Source organism: Commensalibacter sp. M0268, from assembly GCF_016101925.1.
Taxonomy (GTDB): Bacteria; Pseudomonadota; Alphaproteobacteria; order Acetobacterales; family Acetobacteraceae; genus Commensalibacter; species Commensalibacter melissae.
Window position 1 is genome coordinate 297,736 of sequence record NZ_JACFPQ010000003.1, and the last position, 18,238, is coordinate 315,973.

An 18,238-nucleotide genomic window follows, 5' to 3' on the forward strand; every position below is an offset into this window, starting at 1 on the left:
TTCAAATTTGATACGTTTGAATTCACAATTAAAAATGTAAGGAACTAATATTATGAAAGATAAATCATTAATCTTAAGAGATCGTCGGGCAAAAATTGTATCAACTTTGGGACCCGCTTCCTCAACAAAAGAAATGATCAAGGCTTTGTTTTTGGCCGGGGTTGATGTTTTTCGTTTGAATTTTTCCCATGGTACACATGAGGATCATGCAGAACGATATCGTATTATCCGTGAAATCGAAGAGGAAACAGGTAAGGTTATTGGTATTTTGGCCGATATTCAGGGACCTAAACTGCGCGTAGGGAATTTTGCAAATGGTAAGGTTACTCTAAAAAATGGAGCAATTTTTCGTTTAGATTTAGATCCGGCATTAGGTGATGAACATCGTGTCTGTTTACCTCACAAAGAGATTATCCAAAGTGCAAAGCCAGGGGCAAGATTATTGCTTGATGACGGTAAGTTACGTTTGACGGTTCGGAATGTTGGTGCGGATTATTTGGAAACCGAAGTTACCGTCGGCGGTGTTTTATCTGATCATAAAGGTGTGAATGTTCCTGATATGGTTTTGCCCATTCCAGCATTGACAGAAAAAGATCATAAAGATTTACGTTTTGCATTGGATCTGGGTGTTGATTTTATCGGGCTTTCCTTTGTTCAGCGTCCAGAGGATGTTCAGGAAGCCAAGGCTATTTCCAATGGTAGAGCCTGGATTATCACTAAAATGGAAAAACCACAAGCAATTGAAAATCTTGATTCAATTCTTGAAGTTACGGATGGTGTAATGGTTGCCCGTGGTGATCTTGGTGTTGAAATGCCTCCTGAAGAGGTGCCCCTGGTTCAAATTCAGATTATTCGCAAGGCGCGCAGTCTTGGTAAACCAGTGATTGTGGCCACTCAGATGTTGGAAAGCATGATTTCATCACCAACACCTACCCGTGCTGAAGCTTCTGATGTTGCAACTGCTGTATTGGAGGGCGCTGATGCGGTCATGTTGTCTGCTGAAAGTGCGGCAGGTCAATATCCGAAAGAAGCAGTTTCCATTATGAACCGTATTATTACACGGGTTGAAAAAGATAAAGAGTGGACAAAATTAATGGAAGCCACGCGTGAACAGCCTCAACGTAATATTGCTGATGCTATTGTTGCCGCTGCCCAGAAAATTTGTGCGACTTTGTCTGCACCCGCTGTTGTTGCCTATACGCATAAGGGAACAACTGCCCTGCGCATGTCGAGAGAACGTCCAAACAGTATGATTTTCAGTCTAACGCCAAGTGTTGAAGTGGCTCGTAGATTGGCATTGGTTTGGGGTATTCATCCATGTACAACAAATGAGGCTTGTATACCTTCCTGTACTGTTGAACATATTGTTGATGAAGCCCGTAAAACGACGCAAGAACACAATATTGTCAAAAAGGGCGACCAAATTGTTGTTGTTGCTGGTGTTCCTTTTGGTCAGACAGGCAGCACGAATTTGATTCGTGTTACGGAAATCAACTAGTATTTTAATAAAAATAAAATAATTCCATTTTTTAATACGGGAATTTCTTTTCCCGTATTTTTTTTATTGTTTCAATTTGATCGGCAAGAAGAGAATATGTTATCGGTTGTCGAATAATAAAATTTTTCTCGTCTGTAAAATTAGATAAATTTACAAAGTTCTTTTCATAACCGGTAATGAAAAGAATTAGTAGATCTGGATAATTGTTGTGAAGTGTTGAAATTATATTTTGATTGTTGAATTGCTGTAATATCCTGGTATCAATAGTGATAAAATCGAAATTTGAGCTATTGTTTAGTAATGTTGTCGCCTCTGGATAAGTTTTAACCATGGTCGCTGTATAACCAAGATCTTCAAATGCCTCGCCTAAAAGTGTACGAAGATGGTAATCTTGTGAAATAATTAATGTTTTATAGCATAATTGCCGGGTATCATTTGTGAAAAAATTTTCCACAACCAAAGGGCGTCGATATCGTGGAAGATATAAATCAATAATAGTGCCTTCCATATACCTGGAATGCAGCTTTAAGTATCCGCGTGACTGTCTGGTAAAACCATAAGCCATTGAAAGGCCGAGTCCGGCTCTTTTTCCCAAGGGTTTGGTTGTAAAAAAGGGATCTGTAACACGGTCAATATATTCAGGCTTGATGCCTTTACCATTATCCTTTATACTTATTTTTACGTAGTCATCAGGTTTAATGGAAAGCTGATTGGCAAGAGTATGGTCAATAGATAAATTTTTACTGGATATATTTATTCTTCCTGTCAGGGATTGTATCGCTTCACAAGCATTTGTAAAAATATTGATCAGTGCGGTTTTAAATTGTTCTGGATCGCAAAAAACAGGCCAAATATCTTGACTCAAAGAACAATCAAGAAAAATGGTTTTATCTGAATTCTTATGAAGTATGTTTTGAAAAACATCAGTCAGAATTTGAATGATGTGATTGGGGTTCGTAACGTGCGGAATGAGAGTTTGCCTTCTTGAGAAGGAAAGAAGCTGATTTGTAATGACTGAGGCTTGGGATGCCGCTTGTTGGGCAGCATTGATATAAGTGGGTAATTTTTCCAGTTTTTTTTGTTGAATTCTCAATTCCATTAATTCCAGATTTCCAATTATTCCACCAAGCAGAGTGTTGAAATCATGAGCTATGCCACCGATTAAATGCTCGATTGATTCTGTTTCTGGTTTTTTGTGATCGGTTATATTTGTAATGATTCCAAGGATACCGCTTATTTTATTATGTTCATTATGAACAGGATTAAAGGTAATGGTAATTTTTTGTAAGGGATGATAGGGTGAATTTTTGGCGTGCTGCTGTTGAAATGTGTAACTGAAGGATTCTCCTTGATAAACAAGTTTGATGATTTTATTGAAATTCTTGTTCTGTTCTGGCCAAACCTCCAGTAGAGGACGCCCTAAAAGGGCAGGATGTTTAAAATCAATAAAGGGAATGTAGGCTTCATTATAAAACGTGATATATTTTTCTCCCCAAAAAAGAATCATGGGAAGTGAAGAATTCATTAACAGGGAAATTGTTGTATGTAATGTGGACGGCCAATTTTTTTGTTCTCCCAGCGTTGTGTGTTTCCATTCAAATGTATTCATCAGTTTTTGAATCGATGGGAGTTTTGATGGCAATACGTTCATTTTATGATTATCTTATTTTAGGGTGCTAAGGAAAAAGCCGATAAATTAAAATAAGATATCTTAATGAATAAGACCAATAAAATGATTATGCTTGCTTATTATTGATAAGGGATTTACGAATTTCCCGTCCTTTTTTAATTGTTTTTACAATATAGTCCTCATCTTGCCAGCGAATCGCTTTTGCCATTGCCTGGGCATCTTCGGTAAAGCGAGCCAGCATTTCCAGAATGGCTTCACGGTTATTGAGAAAAATATCCTTCCACATAATTGGATCAGATGCTGCAATCCGTGTAAAATCCCTAAATCCGGATGCCGCATAATCCAATACCTCGGAACGTGTTTCATCGGCCAGACTATCTGCTGTATTGCAGATAGTAAAGGCAAGTAGATGTGGCAAATGACTTACAATTGCGCAGATTTTATCATGATGTCTTATATCAAGAATGCGCGTATTCGCCCCCATGGCCTGCCAGAATCGCTCGATCTTATAAACACTTTCTTTTCCGGTTGAGGTGGTGGGCGTTATCAGGCACCAACGATTTTCAAACAGAGATTCAAAACCAGCATCAGGACCGGAAAATTCTGTTCCGGCCATGGGATGTGCTGGAACAAAGGAAATATCAGAAGTTAGATAGGGAGTAATGGCGGCGATGACAGAAGCCTTGGTGGATCCTGTATCGGTAAGAATGGCTCCTTTTTTCATATGTGGAATAATTTGTTTGGCAACTTCTTGCATGGCACCAACAGGTATTGCGAGGATGACGCAATCTGCATTTTTAACTGACTCAACAGGGTCTGAACTGACTTTGTTGGCGATTTTTAATTTCTTAACGCGATGACAAACTTCAGGGTGATTATCAACAGCAACCGTATATTCTGAAATAGTGGGATCTTTTTGAATGCGTCGAAGAATTGAAGAACCGATTAATCCTGGGCCAATGACGGTGATATTTTTAAAAATTGGAATTGATGTAATTTTATTGGTCATAATGTTAATTTGTTTACTTGAAATTATTCAGAAGAGGGATCAACAACTTTTTTATTTTTTGAATATTTATTCAAATAATGAATTTCAGTAATTTGCCATAATAGAAGGGTTGGCACCCCAATTAAAATATCTCTGGTCCTGCGCAAGAGAGAGAGGCTGAAGGATAAATGGGGATCAATGCCAAATATACTGCCTAAAAGAACGTATGCGCCTTCTTGTATACCAACACTAGCGGGAACAAGAAACCCGATGGAAAGGGCAACACATACAAAAGCCTCGATAATAACGGCCTCCTGAATGTTGATTGAAGCTCCCAGGAATTTATAGCAAAGCCATGTTCCAATTGCACCAGCCAACCAGCCTATTAAATGGATAATACAGCTTAACAGAACATTTTTTGGATTCGACCAGATTTGATTGATTGAATTTTGAAAGGAATCTGCATTGGCATTAACTTGATCCTCCCATTGTTGGGCAATATTTTTGCTGAGAAAATTGACAAGTTTTTTAATTAAGGCGCTTCCTTGTCGTTGGGACCAAATAAGGGAAATGCTGCCTATCAACAGAAAAAAAATTCCAATGATGATAAACCATTTAAGATTGAGTTTGGTGCCGGGAACGGTAATATTTTGTAAGGTCTCATGATATTGTCCAATTATCAGGAAGCATATGCCAACAATGATAAAAACAATTTGTCCAAGTGTCTCGGTGGTAATATCAACGATATTCGAGCTGACGGCATGGGCGATTGAAAGATCTTTAGGGTTTTTAATATAACGGTAACCTTTAAAACATACGGCGCGGATACTTAAAAGAATTCCGCCAACTTGTGAAAAAGGTAGACAGGTTGCCGCAGATTCCCGTAAGAAACGGGCCCATATCAAGCGCAGCATGCCTATATCAGGACAGATGACATGCCAGGCATAACTTAGTAAAAGAATGACAATAACCTGCCATGAAGAAAGAATGAGTAATCCTTTTATTCCCACCGAGGAAAAAGATTGAACAATACTGTCCATACCAACCCAGACAGCTCCGCCAATGAGAAGGGTAAGTCCGAGAAAGAACAAAATAATTGAGATTTTTTTCAAAACAAACCGTATGTTATTTTATTAGAAAGTTATTTTATATTATTAAATTATTTGCATACTAGTTAGAAATAGAGCTAATTACAATACACGTTCCTACGTATCTTAGTTATTGATTTGCAAAACTTAAAAAATATAAACATGATGAATGAGGTCGAGATGGTCGCGCCAACGTTTGTGACAGGAGCAACAGGCTTTGTAGGTTCTGCCGTAGCCCGCAATTTAATTGCCCATGGACATCAACTTAAATTATTGGTTCGGGCGAATAGTAATCGTCAAAATGTGCATGGATTGGAAGCTGAATTGGTCGAGGGGGATCTGGCTAATCCCACAAGTTTTGCCGATGCGTTGCAAGGGTGTCGATATCTTTTTCATGTGGCAGCTGATTATCGGTTATGGGTACCGGATCCTAACAGAATGATGTATATTAATGTCGAAGGCACACGTCAGCTGATGCTGGCCGCAATGGAAGCCGGCATTGAAAAAATTGTTTACTGTTCTTCTGTGGCAGCCCTTGGATTGGTTGGGGACGGCAGTGTTGCTGATGAAACAACACCTGTTCATCATATAATTGGTGCTTATAAACAGTCCAAATATCAGGCTGAACAGGCTGTGTTGGAGCTTGTAAAAAACAAAAAATTGCCGGCGGTGATTGTTAATCCCTCTACCCCCATTGGTCCTGGCGATATAAAACCCACTCCTACGGGAAAAATGATTTTGGACTGTGCCTCTGGAAAAATGCCCGCTTATGTTGATACAGGCTTGAATATTGTGCATGTTGATGATGTTGCCAATGGGCATCGGTTGGCTTTGGAAAAAGGACGTATTGGTGAAAAATATATTTTAGGTGGTGAAAATATGTTATTACGGGAACTCTTTTCAATTGTCGCTGAAATTGCTGGTGTAAAACCTCCCTTAATAAGACTTAATCAGAAGGTTTTGTGGCCGGTAGCTGTTATTTCAGAGTGGTTGGCTCGTACATTCAATATAGAGCCACGGGTTACGCGTGAAATGCTGATGATGTCTTATAAAAAAATGTTTTTCTCTCCTGCCAAGGCAGAAAGGGAACTCGGTTATACATTCAGGCCTGCAAAAGAGGCCTTGAAAGATTCCCTGTTATGGTTTTGGAAGCAAGGATATCTTAAACAATAAAATAATTTAAAGACTTGAAATTTAAGATGAATATAAATGGTGCAATATTATGTTAGTATTGGCAGGTGTTTCTTTTGCAATCTGGATAGGATTGATTTTTTTTCATGGTCGTTTTTGGAGTAGGGGACCGATTTTATATCCTCTATCCCGGGAAGAGCAAAAGAAGCAGGATTGTTGGCCAGAATTGCATGTTATTGTCCCGGCGCGTGATGAGGCGGAAACAATCGAGAACGTCATTTTATCCTTGTTAAATCAGGATTATGCTGGACGGTATGATGTTACATTGGTTAATGATGGAAGTACTGATGGAACCGGAACACTGGTCAGGAAACTGAGGGAGACCTTGTCGGAAGATCAACGTGAAAAACTACAAATTGTTGATGCATCTTTTCGTCCCAATGGATGGAGTGGTAAATTGTGGGCCTTGTCACAAGGAATAACAAAAGTTACCCAACAGAGGTCAATGAAAAATTCTTTTTTCTTTTTTACTGATGCCGATATTTTTCATGAACCGACTCATCTTTCCTCTTTGGTAAATAAGGCTTTACGAGATAATTTGAATTTAGTATCCGAAATGGTAAAGCTTCGTTGTGAAAGTTTTTTTGAAAAAGCCTTGATTCCTGCCTTTATTTTTTTCTTTTGTATGCTTTATCCCTTTTCAAGGGTGAATAAAGCTTCGAGCACTGTTGCGGCAGGGGCAGGCGGAACAGTTTTGATTCGAAAAGAGGCCTTGGATCGGATTGGTGGTATTGCAGCGTTGAAAGATGCATTGATTGATGATGTAACCTTGGCGTCTTTGGTTAAAAGAAATTGCGGAAAAATTTATCTGGGACATAGTTCTCAAGCTGTTTCATTAAGGCCTTATGAATCTGTTGAATCCATTTGGAACATGATTGCACGTTCTGCTTATGTTCAGTTGAATTATTCATTGGTTTGGTTAATGGTAACCATTATCTTGATGACGCTGATTTGGTTCACGCCTTTTATACAGGTTATTTTTTCCCAGGGGCGTGTGCAGCAACTGGCATTTATCACCTATATGATGTCAATTTTGTCATTTGTTCCGACCTTATCTCGTTTTCAAATTTCCTATTTATGGATTTTGGTTTTACCATTTATTGCTTTGTTCTATTTGTTTGCGACAATTGGTTCAGCAATTAATTATTACCGGGGGAAGGGAATGGTCTGGAAAGGCAGGGCTTATACAGACAATTCCGGTACAGCTCATGAACAGGAAACCGGTATGGGTTTAGGAGATCTGGTTTCAGTACGGAATGGGCACAAAAATGCAAAACAGAAGGATTAATTTATGCGTTCAGTGAATAATCATTGTGATCTGTATGATTTTTCAATTTGGGGGAATGAAGATGTTTCTTCTGGCAAGGGGGCAAAAGATGAGAATTTTCCAGTAGGATCTTTATTGATTAGCCGTAAATTGAGACCTCATGTACAGGCATATTATAATTTCGCAAGGGTTATTGATGATATCGCTGATTCCGAAATGTTAAGTTCGGAAGAAAAAGTTAAACGATTGAATGGAATGCAGGCTGTTTTATGTGATGATGTGCCGGCACCCGATCGGGCTGATGTCCAGTCTGCAAGATATTTACGTAACAGTTTGTTGGAAACGGGTGTATCTTTTGACACTGCAACGGATTTATTGATTGCATTTCGTCAGGATGCAGTAAAAAATAGGTATGAAACTTTTGCCGAGCTTCTCGAATATTGTCGATATTCTGCCAATCCTGTTGGTCATTATCTACTTGATCTTCATAAGGAAAATGCTGATACAAGGCCAGCTGCAGATGCGTTATGCACCTCTTTACAAATTCTTAATCATTTGCAGGATTGTAGGGCTGACCTCATTCGTCTTGATCGCTGTTATATCCCGTTGGATATGCTGCGTGCAGAAAATGTTGATGTGCAGGCGGTTAAAGACGAGGGAACAATAAGCGGATTAAGGAATGTATTTGATTATATTCTTGACTATATTGATGATTTAAACAGGGAAGCCGAACAATTAATACGATTGACGTCCAATCGACGGTTAAGAATGGAGAGTTCTGTAATTCTTACGCTTGCATGTTCCTTGACTGAGCATTTGAGAAAAGAGGATCCATTGGCAACAAGAGTGAAACTGAATTATAAGGATGCGATCAAGGCTGTTCTATATGCTTGTCCACATATTTTAAGATAATAGTCCTGAAAAAGATAAATTATTGATATAGGGTAATAGATTATCCTATTATTTAATTTGCTAATTTTTGTTTTCTTGCTTAAAACTGTCTTAATTTATTTTTAACTATGGAAAGGTCCGATCAAATTATGCAAAAGCCGCTAGCTGAAACTGCACAGATAATGGGATGTGGCGAGCTTGATTTGATCTTTGTCGAGGCAATCGTTCGTCATGCCAAGACATCTTTTGCCGCAGGCATGAAAATGTTATCTCCTGAGCGTCGTTACGGTATGTTCGCCTTGTACAGTTTTTGTCGCATTGTTGACGATATTGCGGACGATATGGGTGAACCTGAGGTTAAACAGAAACAATTGCAGAAATGGCGCGATAAAATTGAGCTTCTGTATAATGGAAAGGCTGATAGTTCCGTTGAGAATGTGTTGCTGGGCTCAATTCAACAGTTCGGATTGAGGAAAGAAGATTTTCTTGCCATTATTGATGGTATGGAAATGGATGTATTAAATCCTGTTATTGCTCCTGATGAAGCCAATCTCGATTTGTATTGTGATCGGGTCGCTTCGGCAGTGGGTCGTTTGGCAATCCGGATTTTTGGGGATTCATCAGAAGCGGCTGAAAAAGTCGCTTATCATTTGGGCCGGGCACTACAGATAACAAATATTTTGCGCGATCTAGAGGAAGATATCGAACGAGGGCGCTTGTATTTACCGAAAGAATTGTTGGAACGTTTTCATATTTCCCTGATTCCTGAACGATGTATGGAGAATCCCTCAATTCAAGAAGTTTGCAATATTATGTCATATCGTGCCCTGGATCATTTTCATTCTGCCGCGAACTATATGAGGCAATGTAAAGTTGATGCCATTCGGCCTGCAAAAATTATGGCAGCTACTTATCGCTTTTTATTGGGTAAACAAAAAAAATTGGGGTGGAAAAAACCTTTTAAAAGAGCATCCTTATCGACAGGGGAAAAAGTTATTGTTGGTATGGTTGGATTGATGGTATAGCGTTCAATAATATGGCAAAGAAACATATTCATATTATTGGTGGGGGGCTGGCTGGCTTGTCTGCCGCTGTCTTTTTATCTTCAAGGATAGATGCGCAAATCGCGCTTTATGAAGGAAGTCCAACATTTGGTGGGCGGGCCCGCTCTTTTTATGATTCAAAATTGGATCGTTTGATCGATAACGGTAATCATTTAATTCTTTCTGGAAATGATGCCGTTTTTGATTATTTGAACAAAATAGATTCCATGAATAGTCTGACCAGTTCAGGAATTCCCCTATTTCCCTTTTTTGATCTTGATGAAAACAAACATTGGGATGTTAGTTTATCAAATGGAAGATTCCCTTGGTGGCTATTTAGTAAAAACCGTCGGGTTCCAGGTTTTAAATTTCCCGAATTGATGGCTTTGTGGCATTTAATTAAGGCAAATCATAGTCAAACTGTTGCCGATTGTTTGGTAAATGGTGAATTTTCCCGTCGTCTTCTGAAACCGTTTGCCATTTCTGTTTTGAATACTTCTTGTGAGGTTGGTAGCGCAATTTTGCTGGGTTCTGTTGTGCGTCAGTCTTTGCTAAAGGGAGGAAAGGCCTGTGTTCCCTATTTTCCAAGGGAGGGATTGTCAGAAACCTTTGTAAAACCGGCTTTATCTCTGATAAAATTGCAAGGGGGCAAAGTTCATGCGACATCCCGTCTTTCTGAATTGCATCGGAAAGACGGATATATTGATTATTTTATCGTGAATAATGAAAAAATAGAACTTAATTCAGAGGACCAGGTTATTCTTGCGGTTAATCCTTATACGGCAAGACAGGTTTTATCTCCAATTTTACCTGACATTCCCTTGCCAGATGAATTTGAAAGTATATTGAATCTTCATTATAAAGTTGATTTTGCCTTGCAAATGAAGGGGAGTGTCGAAAAGGCAAGGTTCATCGGTGTTATTGGTGGAATTAGTGAATGGATTTTTGTTAAAGACGGGGTGATTTCGGTAACTGTAAGTGCCGCCAATCGTTTTACGGGGTCCGATCCTGAAAATTTATCAAAATTAATTTGGCAGGAAATCAGGAAAACCCTTGAACCTTTCCTTTTTTCCCTTTTGCCTGAATACGTACCGTCCTATCGTCTGTTGTGGGAAAAAAGGGCCAGTTTTGCTGCAACGATAGAACAAAATAAACGTCGTCCTTCCTGTTATACGATATGTCCAAACCTGTTTTTGGCAGGAGACTGGACCGCTACAGGTCTTCCTTCAACAATTGAGGGGGCTATCCGTTCGGGATATAAGGCGGCTCAGGCTATTTTATAGCTTATAAACTCGGGATAATTAAGGTTAGATTTTTTATCAAAATTCAAATAGTAATGGTTTATTTATAATAAAATAAGGAAATATTCAATTATGCTAGATCATACTGGTGATTTGGGAAAGGGAATAGATAATGACGATTTGGACGCAGCAATTTCTCGAGCACAGCATGTATTAACTGAACATCAGAATGAAGATGGACATTGGGTATTTGAACTGGAGGCGGATGCAACTATCCCTGCTGAATATGTATTGTTGGAACATTTTCTGAATCGTATAGACCGGGATTTGGAAAATAAAATTGGCGTTTACTTGCGCCGTATCCAAGGGGATCATGGTGGATGGCCTCTTTATTATCAAGGAAAATTTGATCTTTCGGCTTCCGTAAAGGCTTATTTTGCTTTAAAGGCTATTGGGGATGATATTGATGCACCCCATATGAAACGTGCCAGAGAGGCCATTCTTGCGCATGGCGGTGCGGAAAGAACCAATGTTTTCACACGTATTCAAATGGCGTTGTTTGGTGAGGTTCCATGGCATGCCACTCCTGCAATGCCGATTGAATTGATGCTGATGCCCAAGAAAGCATTGTTTTCCATTTGGAATATGTCATATTGGTCCAGAACAGTTGTTGTTCCTTTATTGATTCTGGCCGCTTTGAAACCCAAGGCGATTAACCCTCGTAATATTCATATTCAGGAATTGTTTGTAACTCCGCCTGATCAGGTCAGCGATTGGATTAAGGGTCCGTTCCGGTCTTATTGGGGACATGTCTTTAAAGGACTGGATAAAGTTGTAAGACCTGCTGAAAAATATATTCCATCTGTTTTACGAAAAAAATCCATTCAGAAAGCATTGGAATTCGTTGATGCACGATTGAATGGGGAAGACGGGCTGGGAGCAATTTATCCAGCCATGGCAAATTCTGTGATGGCATATCATGCGTTGGGAATTGCCGATGATGATCCACGCGCTGCGATTGCCTGGCGTTCTGTGAAAAAATTATTGATTGAGACGGATACAGAAGCCTATTGTCAACCTTGTGTTTCACCTATTTGGGATACTGCCTTGACTGGCCATGCCGTAATTGAAACCATAAGTCATAATCGAGCAGTGGATCGAGAGGTAACCTCACAAAAATTGGCGAAAAGTTTGAAATGGCTGAAAGATCGCCAGATTTTGGATGTAAAGGGAGACTGGATTATTAACTCTCCCGAAACAGCTCCTGGAGGATGGGCATTTCAATATAGAAATGATTATTATCCAGATGTTGATGATACGGCTGTTGTCGGTATGTTGCTACATCGTGATTGTAATCCGGAACATGCCGAATCAATTGAACGTGCCCGTCAGTGGATAATTGGCATGCAGAGCTCGAATGGTGGTTGGGGGGCCTTTGATATCGACAATAATAAAATGATCCTGAATCATATCCCTTTTGCCGATCATGGCGCGTTGCTGGATCCTCCTACGGCTGATGTAACGGCGCGTTGTGTTTCTTTCCTGGCACAGCTTAATTATCCCGAAGATAAAGCGGTAATCGATAAGGCAATTCAATATTTACGTTCTGAACAGGAAGATGCAGGTTGCTGGTTCGGGCGTTGGGGAACGAATTATATTTATGGAACATGGTCAGTTTTATGCGCCTTAAATGCAGCTGGAATTTCTCATGAAGATCCAATGATAAAACGTGCGGTTAAATGGTTACTTTATGTACAGAGACCAGAGGGAGGATGGGGTGAAGATGAAGCCTCCTATGAGGATGCGCCAAAAGGCGTTTATAATCAAGGCATGCCTTCTCAGACTGCCTGGGCATTACTCGGATTAATGGCAGCGGGACAAGTCAAACACCCAGCGGTGCAAAAAGGGATGGCCTGGCTGATGAGCGCCCAGAAAGAAAATGGTCACTGGGAAGAAAATCCTTATAATGCCGTGGGGTTTCCAAAAGTGTTTTATCTTCGTTATCATGGATATAAACAGTTTTTTCCTTTATTGGCCTTATCACGTTTTCGCAATCTTCAAGCGAGTAACAGTGGAAAAGTCGAGGTTGGGTTTTAATGATATACAACCGCCTTGGTATTTTGGTTGGAATGGATTTTGAGGCAAGATTAGCCTCAACTTTAGCTCCCGCTGCTGTTGAAACGAGCGGGGCTACCTATCTGGGTGCAAAAAAGGCCCTTGAGCGATTGTCGGTGGAAAAAATTGATTCAATCGTATCTTTTGGATTTGCTGCCGGTTTGGATCCCGTTATTAAGGCAGGTACAATATTATTGTCGCATAGTGTAGTTGCCGAGAATAGGGAATATCATGCGGATGCCGAATTAAGGACTTGGTTGGGGGCGGAAAAATCAGAAGTCAAGCTCGGAAGTTTATTGCATAGCAATGAAATTGTGACCTCTGCCCAAAAAAAAGAAAGGCTTTTTAAAGATTCGGCCTGTTTGGCAGTTGATATGGAAAGTGGTCTGGTTGCGCAGTTTGCTCAGGAGAAACATATTCCGTTTGCTGTTTTACGTGTTGTATGCGATACGGCAAGTCGGAATCTTCCACCTCTTGTTTCTTCAGTCTTGACACAGGATGGTAAGTTGAATTTTTCCAGGATTGCCGGAAGTCTGTTAACCTGTCCATTCCAGATTAAGGATTTGTTTGGCGTGGGTATGGATATGGCTCGAGCATACTGGCATTTAAAACGGTATCTTGCCAATTTTCATTAGAAAATATTGTATAATATGTGAAATCCCTGTTACAGAATTTTATGGTAACAGGAATATTTATTTTCTAGAATTTCATCTGTTTTTTCAAAGATTCTATCGCTGAAGGTACATCAGGAACAACTTCAAAGAGTTTCAACAGGGACTTATCTGCAAATCCCTGTTCGATGGTATTGTTTAATTGATCATGAATGCCCCTAGCCCAATTATCGACATTTACAATGATGATCGGTTTATTATGGAGCTTTAGATAGCGCCAAGTAAGTATTTCAAAGAATTCGTCAAAAGTCCCGATACTTCCAGGCATAATCAGATAGGCATCTCCTTCGTCATAAAGAATCTTTTTTCTGGAATGCATATCTTCGGTAACGGTTAAATCATTTACACGAGAATGTTGCCCCTCTTTTTTGATAAGGAATTGCGGGATAATACCTTTGACGGATCCACCAAGGTCAATCATGGTATTTGATATTATTCCCATCAAACCCACACTGCCACCGCCAAAGACAAGTCGTAATTGATTGTGAACAAAATGGCTTGCCAATTCTTTTGCCGCCTGAATGTAGATGGATTTGTTTCCGCATTTTGAACCGCAGAAAACGGTAATTGAGTAATTGTAATGAGTCATGAAATTTTCTTTAATATATCATTGTTAAATAGAGGCTGTTTTATTCTGATAATATAGCCCATAGGTTAACAGAACACTACAAAAAGCAAAAAAACTGGCTGACAAATAAAGATAATCATATCCAAGATGACTTTGGATTAGACCCAGTAGGGGACCGGAAATAAAAAGGGCCATATCCAGAAATAAAGAAAATGAGGCAAGGGCCGCTCCTTTATTTTCACTACTGACTTTTGATATGGCAATAACACCCAAGGCTGGATAGATGAGTGAAAAACCACATCCTGTCAAGGCTGCTCCGATATATGCACCAATTATTGAGGTTTGTGTGGCAAGCAGAAGAAGACCAATGGTTTCTGTAATTAGGGAGATGATAGAGACAATATAACCACCATATTTTAAAAGTGAATTTTTGAAAATAAATCGGATCATGACAAAGGAAACGCCAAAAATTGTCAAGGCAATGGCAGATCCTGTCCAGTGGTTGCTAATAAAATATAAGGCAATGAAAGTTTGAATACTGCCAAATCCGATAGTTGATAAACCAAGACAGCAGCCGTAAGCTGAAATTCGTTTGAAAACCTTGGTAAAAGGTAAACGTCTAGCGGTTGGAACGGGAATGATGGCTGGATAGGTTGATGCTAGAAGCATTGATGCTGAAGCCAGAATGACAGTAAGAATAGAAAATCCAGATAACCCTCCAATAAAACCGATGGGTTGTGAAGCAAGATAAACCCCTAAGGGGGCACCAATAGCCATGCCGCCATAAGTGGTTACGCCATTCCATGATATGACATGGGTTGCGTTTTCAATTCCTACCCTGCCGATATTCCAGACATTAACACCTGTTGATGCCCAGCTTTCTGAAATACCCATGCAAAAGCGGCCTAGAAGGATGATTATTAACGCCATAAGAGGTTGATGGATAAAAAATAAAGCCAAAATTGTCAAAAGTCCCCCGCATGCACTAATTCCCAAACCTATAATGACTGCACTTTTGGCCCCTTTGGTATCCAGCCATTGACCCGCTCCCGGGCGACTTATAAAGGTGGCAAGATAGGCTGCGGAAACAGCAATTCCGGCAATTATACTATTATATCCGAGTTGTCTGTGAACAAATACAGGTATTGTAGCCAAAGGCATACCGATATTTATGAAACATACAAGATTAAAAATGGCCGCGGCAAGAATCTTTAATGTAATGGGTTTTGGTTTCAGATAGGATAAAATCATTATTGGTTATTAAATAAAAAAGTATCTCTTTAAAATAAAATTTTATGATAATAGGAGTTTATTTTGCAATCAATTCTTTGCAATGTTGATCATAGGATAACAGAATCTCTTGATCGTTTATTCGAATTTTTACGCATTCCAAGTATTTCAGCTATTCCAAGCTATAACCAAGACTGTCGAAATGCAGCACAGTGGTTGCATGATTACTTGCGTAATATGGATTTGGATGTGCAGATTTGTGAAACTGGGGGACATCCAATCGTCATGGCAAATTCTCCTGAAATAAAGGGAGCCCCGCATGTTTTATTTTATGGACATTATGATGTACAACCTGTCGATCCACTGGAATTATGGGAAATACCACCTTTTGAACCTTGTATCCGAACCGACGCAACAGGAAAAGAGGTTATTCATGGGCGTGGATCATCAGATGACAAAGGTCAAATTCTTACTTTCCTGGAAGCCTGTCGAGCGATTTATATGAAAGACAAGCAATTTCCATTGAATATCACCTTTATTTTGGAGGGTGAAGAGGAAAGTGGAGGAGAACATTTACCTATCTTTTTAGCGCAACAGAAAGAAATCTTACATCCTGATATTGCTTTTATTTGTGATACGGATATGGCTACTCCGGATGTGCCAGCAATCACTGCCATGGTTCGTGGCTTGGTTGGGGAAGAGGTTACCGTTTACGCGGCTAATCGGGATTTGCATTCGGGATTATACGGAAATGCCGCTCAAAACCCTATTCAGGTTTTGGCTGAAATTATTGCAGCATTACGTGATAATACAGGAAAAGTCACCATTCCAAATTTTTATGAAGGGGTGCCTGAAATTGCTGAAACGATTCGTCAAAAATGGCAGGAAATTGGTAAAACCGATAGTGAACTGCTTCATCCAATCGGTTTGCAATATCCGGCGGGTGAGATTGGATTCAATGCCGTTGAACAGACATGGTGTCGTCCTTCGTGTGAAATCAATGGAATTACGGGGGGATATGAAGGACCTGGCTTTAAAACAGTTATTCCAGCTCAGGCTTCAGCCAAAATTTCTTTTCGCTTGGTTGGGGAACAGGATCCAATTCAAATTCGGAAAAATTTTCGGCAGTTTGTAAAATCGAGAATACCCGAAGATTGTAAAGTTGAATTTGTTTCCCATGGTGTTTCAAATGCAAGTATGGTTTCCCTTCAAGGAAAGAATTTAAGTAAAATTAGTCAAGCGCTCGAAGATGAATGGCTTCATAAAACAGCCATTATTGGCAGTGGAGGCGCCATACCTGTGGTTAATGATTTACAGCGTGAATTCGGAATAGAATCTTTTTTAATCGGGTTTGCAAATGCTGATGATTGCATTCATTCCCCGAATGAAAAATATAATCTTCGTTCATTTCATAAGGGGATACGATCTTGGATTCGAATTTTATATGCGTTGGGAGACTAGTTTTGAAAAATTTCCTGTAATGGTGATAGATAGGTGGTTAATTTGACGCGTAAAGGCATTAAATAAGCATTCTGGTTTGTTTTTTTGATCATTTGTAAGGCTTTTTTTGCAAAATCAATGTTAGCCTGTAAACTTGTTTCAAAATTATGTGGAAAGACAACTTTGTTGGTAATTTCCCAATATGATTTCGATTTTGGTCCAATGACAGGTGACAAACCCCAAAAAACGGTTTTGTTGTGTAACCAATCCATACAGAGTTCAAGCATTTTCTCATCAAAAATGGGTTGTGTAAAAAAACCACAGGCTCCCGCTTCTTTTTTTGACAGGACATGTTCAAGTTCTTCCTTGGGAGAACGACGGTATGGGTCAAAGGCAGCATACAATTTCAGATGCGGGAGTTCCCTTCGATATCGTCTTAAAATGCTTTCAGTTGAATTGGGATATGTATGTTTGTTGAAATCGGAGGGAGGGTCTCCCTGAATAACCAGAATTTCTTGTAAATTATTGATATCATGGCCGGGCAATGGAAGATCGGGATTAATATCAATTGCTCTTATATGAGGAATGGAACGTGTATAATATGAAGAGGTAATCTGAAAAGCGTTCCAGCTTCTTAAAGAAAAACGCATGAGATCTGGAATATTGATGCTGTCGGCAATTGGAAAACATTCCTTGACTTGTTTCATGTCACTAATGATATGATTTCTATCTCTAGGAATTAACTCTACCGAGATTCGTGTCATAACGAATTCCTTGTAATGAAATAAATGGATTTGAATTAATAGATTTAATTTCTTTAATGTTAAAATTGTTAATAAAAAAATAAAATAGAATAAAGTTAATTTAGTTAAATGGTTGCGACATATTTAAAATGTATGATGATGGTTGCTGCATTTCATCATTTGCCTTCCTCTGTTTTACCGGCAATACAACGTGTGGAGGGTGGGGCTCCTAATCTTGTCTCCAATAACAAGAATGGCACGCAGGATTTGGGGGTAATGCAGATCAATACACGTTGGATTGTTCCATTGATGGAAACAACGCATGAAACTGGTCAAGTCATCTATCAACGATTAAAACAGGATAATTGTTATAATATAGCCGTGGCGGGGGCGATTCTTAAATTGTATCTTGCAGAGACAAATGGAAATTTAATGCAGGCGATTGGCAATTATCATTCTCATACACCTGATCTAAACAATCATTATCAGTTTCAAATCATTCAAGCCTCTTATTTGAACAATAATTTTTCAATAAGGAGAAAAAAAGCTGGAAAATATCTCTCTCCTTATCAGCATCGTTTAATGAATGTAAAAAAAAGAAGAAAATTTAAAAAGAAAACCGTTAGAAACTGAT

The 18,238-nt window shown here is 39.3% G+C and carries 16 protein-coding genes; 10 read left to right on the plus strand and 6 right to left on the minus strand.

Features of this window, described 5'->3' with window-relative positions:
• Positions 1 to 52: 52 nt before the first annotated feature.
• Positions 53 to 1,498, plus strand: coding sequence for a pyruvate kinase (pyk, locus tag H3R28_RS06905; RefSeq protein WP_110439072.1), 1,446 nt, complete (start codon positions 53 to 55; stop codon positions 1,496 to 1,498).
• A gap of 31 nt (positions 1,499 to 1,529) precedes the next feature.
• On the opposite strand, the gene H3R28_RS06910 is transcribed toward pyk, so the two are convergent.
• From H3R28_RS06910 to H3R28_RS06920, 3 genes are all read right to left on the minus strand, one after another.
• Positions 1,530 to 3,149 (minus strand): ATP-binding protein, encoded by a 1,620-nt coding sequence (locus tag H3R28_RS06910; protein WP_198210390.1) that lies wholly within the window; start codon positions 3,147 to 3,149, stop codon positions 1,530 to 1,532.
• 85 nt (positions 3,150 to 3,234) lie between these two features.
• A complete protein-coding gene (locus tag H3R28_RS06915) occupies positions 3,235 to 4,137 on the minus strand; it encodes a prephenate dehydrogenase/arogenate dehydrogenase family protein (RefSeq protein ID WP_155566012.1) in 903 nt (300 codons plus the stop codon).
• A 23-nt stretch (positions 4,138 to 4,160) separates the two neighbouring features.
• Positions 4,161 to 5,228 (minus strand): flippase-like domain-containing protein, encoded by a 1,068-nt coding sequence (locus H3R28_RS06920; RefSeq protein WP_198210398.1) that lies wholly within the window; start codon positions 5,226 to 5,228, stop codon positions 4,161 to 4,163.
• A 156-nt stretch (positions 5,229 to 5,384) separates the two neighbouring features.
• On the opposite strand from H3R28_RS06920, the gene hpnA reads away from it, so the two are divergent.
• From hpnA to H3R28_RS06955, 7 genes are all read left to right on the plus strand, one after another.
• The gene (gene hpnA / locus H3R28_RS06925; protein WP_198210399.1) at positions 5,385 to 6,377 is read left to right on the plus strand and encodes a hopanoid-associated sugar epimerase; all 993 of its coding nucleotides are present in this window, start codon (positions 5,385 to 5,387) and stop codon (positions 6,375 to 6,377) included.
• A 49-nt stretch (positions 6,378 to 6,426) separates the two neighbouring features.
• On the plus strand, positions 6,427 to 7,683 hold the full coding sequence (locus H3R28_RS06930; protein ID WP_232351256.1) for a glycosyltransferase: 1,257 nt from the start codon (positions 6,427 to 6,429) through the stop codon (positions 7,681 to 7,683).
• Positions 7,684 to 7,686: 3 nt separating this feature from the next.
• Entirely contained in the window at positions 7,687 to 8,574 is an 888-nt protein-coding gene (locus H3R28_RS06935) for a squalene/phytoene synthase family protein (protein ID WP_198193523.1), read from the plus strand.
• Between the two features lie 128 nt (positions 8,575 to 8,702).
• Positions 8,703 to 9,578, plus strand: coding sequence for a presqualene diphosphate synthase HpnD (hpnD, locus tag H3R28_RS06940; protein ID WP_198210405.1), 876 nt, complete (start codon positions 8,703 to 8,705; stop codon positions 9,576 to 9,578).
• An 11-nt stretch (positions 9,579 to 9,589) separates the two neighbouring features.
• Positions 9,590 to 10,879, plus strand: a complete 1,290-nt coding sequence (gene hpnE, locus H3R28_RS06945; RefSeq protein ID WP_198210412.1) for a hydroxysqualene dehydroxylase HpnE — start codon at positions 9,590 to 9,592, stop codon at positions 10,877 to 10,879.
• 90 nt (positions 10,880 to 10,969) lie between these two features.
• A complete protein-coding gene (shc, locus tag H3R28_RS06950; RefSeq protein ID WP_155569657.1) occupies positions 10,970 to 12,934 on the plus strand; it encodes a squalene--hopene cyclase in 1,965 nt (654 codons plus the stop codon).
• Positions 12,934 to 13,587, plus strand: a complete 654-nt coding sequence (locus H3R28_RS06955) for a hypothetical protein (RefSeq protein ID WP_155569656.1) — start codon at positions 12,934 to 12,936, stop codon at positions 13,585 to 13,587. Before shc ends, H3R28_RS06955 begins: the two co-directional genes overlap by 1 nt.
• A 64-nt stretch (positions 13,588 to 13,651) precedes the next feature.
• Here H3R28_RS06955 and H3R28_RS06960 read toward each other — a convergent pair whose 3' ends face one another.
• Together H3R28_RS06960 and H3R28_RS06965 are read right to left on the minus strand one after the other, a co-directional pair.
• Positions 13,652 to 14,212 carry a TIGR00730 family Rossman fold protein gene (locus tag H3R28_RS06960; RefSeq protein ID WP_122124083.1) on the minus strand — a complete coding sequence of 187 codons (561 nt, stop codon included), beginning with the start codon at positions 14,210 to 14,212 and terminating at the stop codon, positions 13,652 to 13,654.
• A 24-nt stretch (positions 14,213 to 14,236) separates the two neighbouring features.
• On the minus strand, positions 14,237 to 15,442 hold the full coding sequence (locus H3R28_RS06965; RefSeq protein ID WP_198210414.1) for an MFS transporter: 1,206 nt from the start codon (positions 15,440 to 15,442) through the stop codon (positions 14,237 to 14,239).
• Positions 15,443 to 15,505: 63 nt separating this feature from the next.
• Between H3R28_RS06965 and H3R28_RS06970 the strand changes: the two genes are divergently transcribed.
• Positions 15,506 to 16,882: a dipeptidase gene (locus tag H3R28_RS06970; RefSeq protein ID WP_155569654.1), complete on the plus strand. Its 1,377-nt coding sequence runs from the start codon at positions 15,506 to 15,508 to the stop codon at positions 16,880 to 16,882.
• Here H3R28_RS06970 and H3R28_RS06975 read toward each other — a convergent pair.
• Positions 16,879 to 17,625, minus strand: a complete 747-nt coding sequence (locus tag H3R28_RS06975) for a methylenetetrahydrofolate reductase (RefSeq protein ID WP_155569653.1) — start codon at positions 17,623 to 17,625, stop codon at positions 16,879 to 16,881. The genes H3R28_RS06970 and H3R28_RS06975 overlap by 4 nt on opposite strands.
• A gap of 108 nt (positions 17,626 to 17,733) precedes the next feature.
• Between H3R28_RS06975 and H3R28_RS06980 the strand changes: the two genes are divergently transcribed.
• The gene (locus H3R28_RS06980; RefSeq protein ID WP_155567355.1) at positions 17,734 to 18,237 is read left to right on the plus strand and encodes a lytic transglycosylase domain-containing protein; all 504 of its coding nucleotides are present in this window, start codon (positions 17,734 to 17,736) and stop codon (positions 18,235 to 18,237) included.
• Position 18,238: the final 1 nt, after the last annotated feature.

Coding starts and splice junctions, on each gene's coding strand:
- H3R28_RS06960 (WP_122124083.1), bottom strand. CDS start 14,212: ATGACTCATTACAATTACTCAATTACCGTTTTCTGCGGTTCAAAATGC.
- H3R28_RS06965 (WP_198210414.1), bottom strand. CDS start 15,442: ATGATTTTATCCTATCTGAAACCAAAACCCATTACATTAAAGATTCTT.
- H3R28_RS06975 (WP_155569653.1), bottom strand. CDS start 17,625: ATGACACGAATCTCGGTAGAGTTAATTCCTAGAGATAGAAATCATATC.
- pyk (WP_110439072.1), top strand. CDS start 53: ATGAAAGATAAATCATTAATCTTAAGAGATCGTCGGGCAAAAATTGTA.
- hpnD (WP_198210405.1), top strand. CDS start 8,703: ATGCAAAAGCCGCTAGCTGAAACTGCACAGATAATGGGATGTGGCGAG.
- H3R28_RS06930 (WP_232351256.1), top strand. CDS start 6,427: ATGTTAGTATTGGCAGGTGTTTCTTTTGCAATCTGGATAGGATTGATT.
- H3R28_RS06955 (WP_155569656.1), top strand. CDS start 12,934: ATGATATACAACCGCCTTGGTATTTTGGTTGGAATGGATTTTGAGGCA.
- hpnA (WP_198210399.1), top strand. CDS start 5,385: ATGGTCGCGCCAACGTTTGTGACAGGAGCAACAGGCTTTGTAGGTTCT.
- shc (WP_155569657.1), top strand. CDS start 10,970: ATGCTAGATCATACTGGTGATTTGGGAAAGGGAATAGATAATGACGAT.
- H3R28_RS06980 (WP_155567355.1), top strand. CDS start 17,734: ATGGTTGCGACATATTTAAAATGTATGATGATGGTTGCTGCATTTCAT.
- H3R28_RS06935 (WP_198193523.1), top strand. CDS start 7,687: ATGCGTTCAGTGAATAATCATTGTGATCTGTATGATTTTTCAATTTGG.
- H3R28_RS06915 (WP_155566012.1), bottom strand. CDS start 4,137: ATGACCAATAAAATTACATCAATTCCAATTTTTAAAAATATCACCGTC.
- hpnE (WP_198210412.1), top strand. CDS start 9,590: ATGGCAAAGAAACATATTCATATTATTGGTGGGGGGCTGGCTGGCTTG.
- H3R28_RS06910 (WP_198210390.1), bottom strand. CDS start 3,149: ATGAACGTATTGCCATCAAAACTCCCATCGATTCAAAAACTGATGAAT.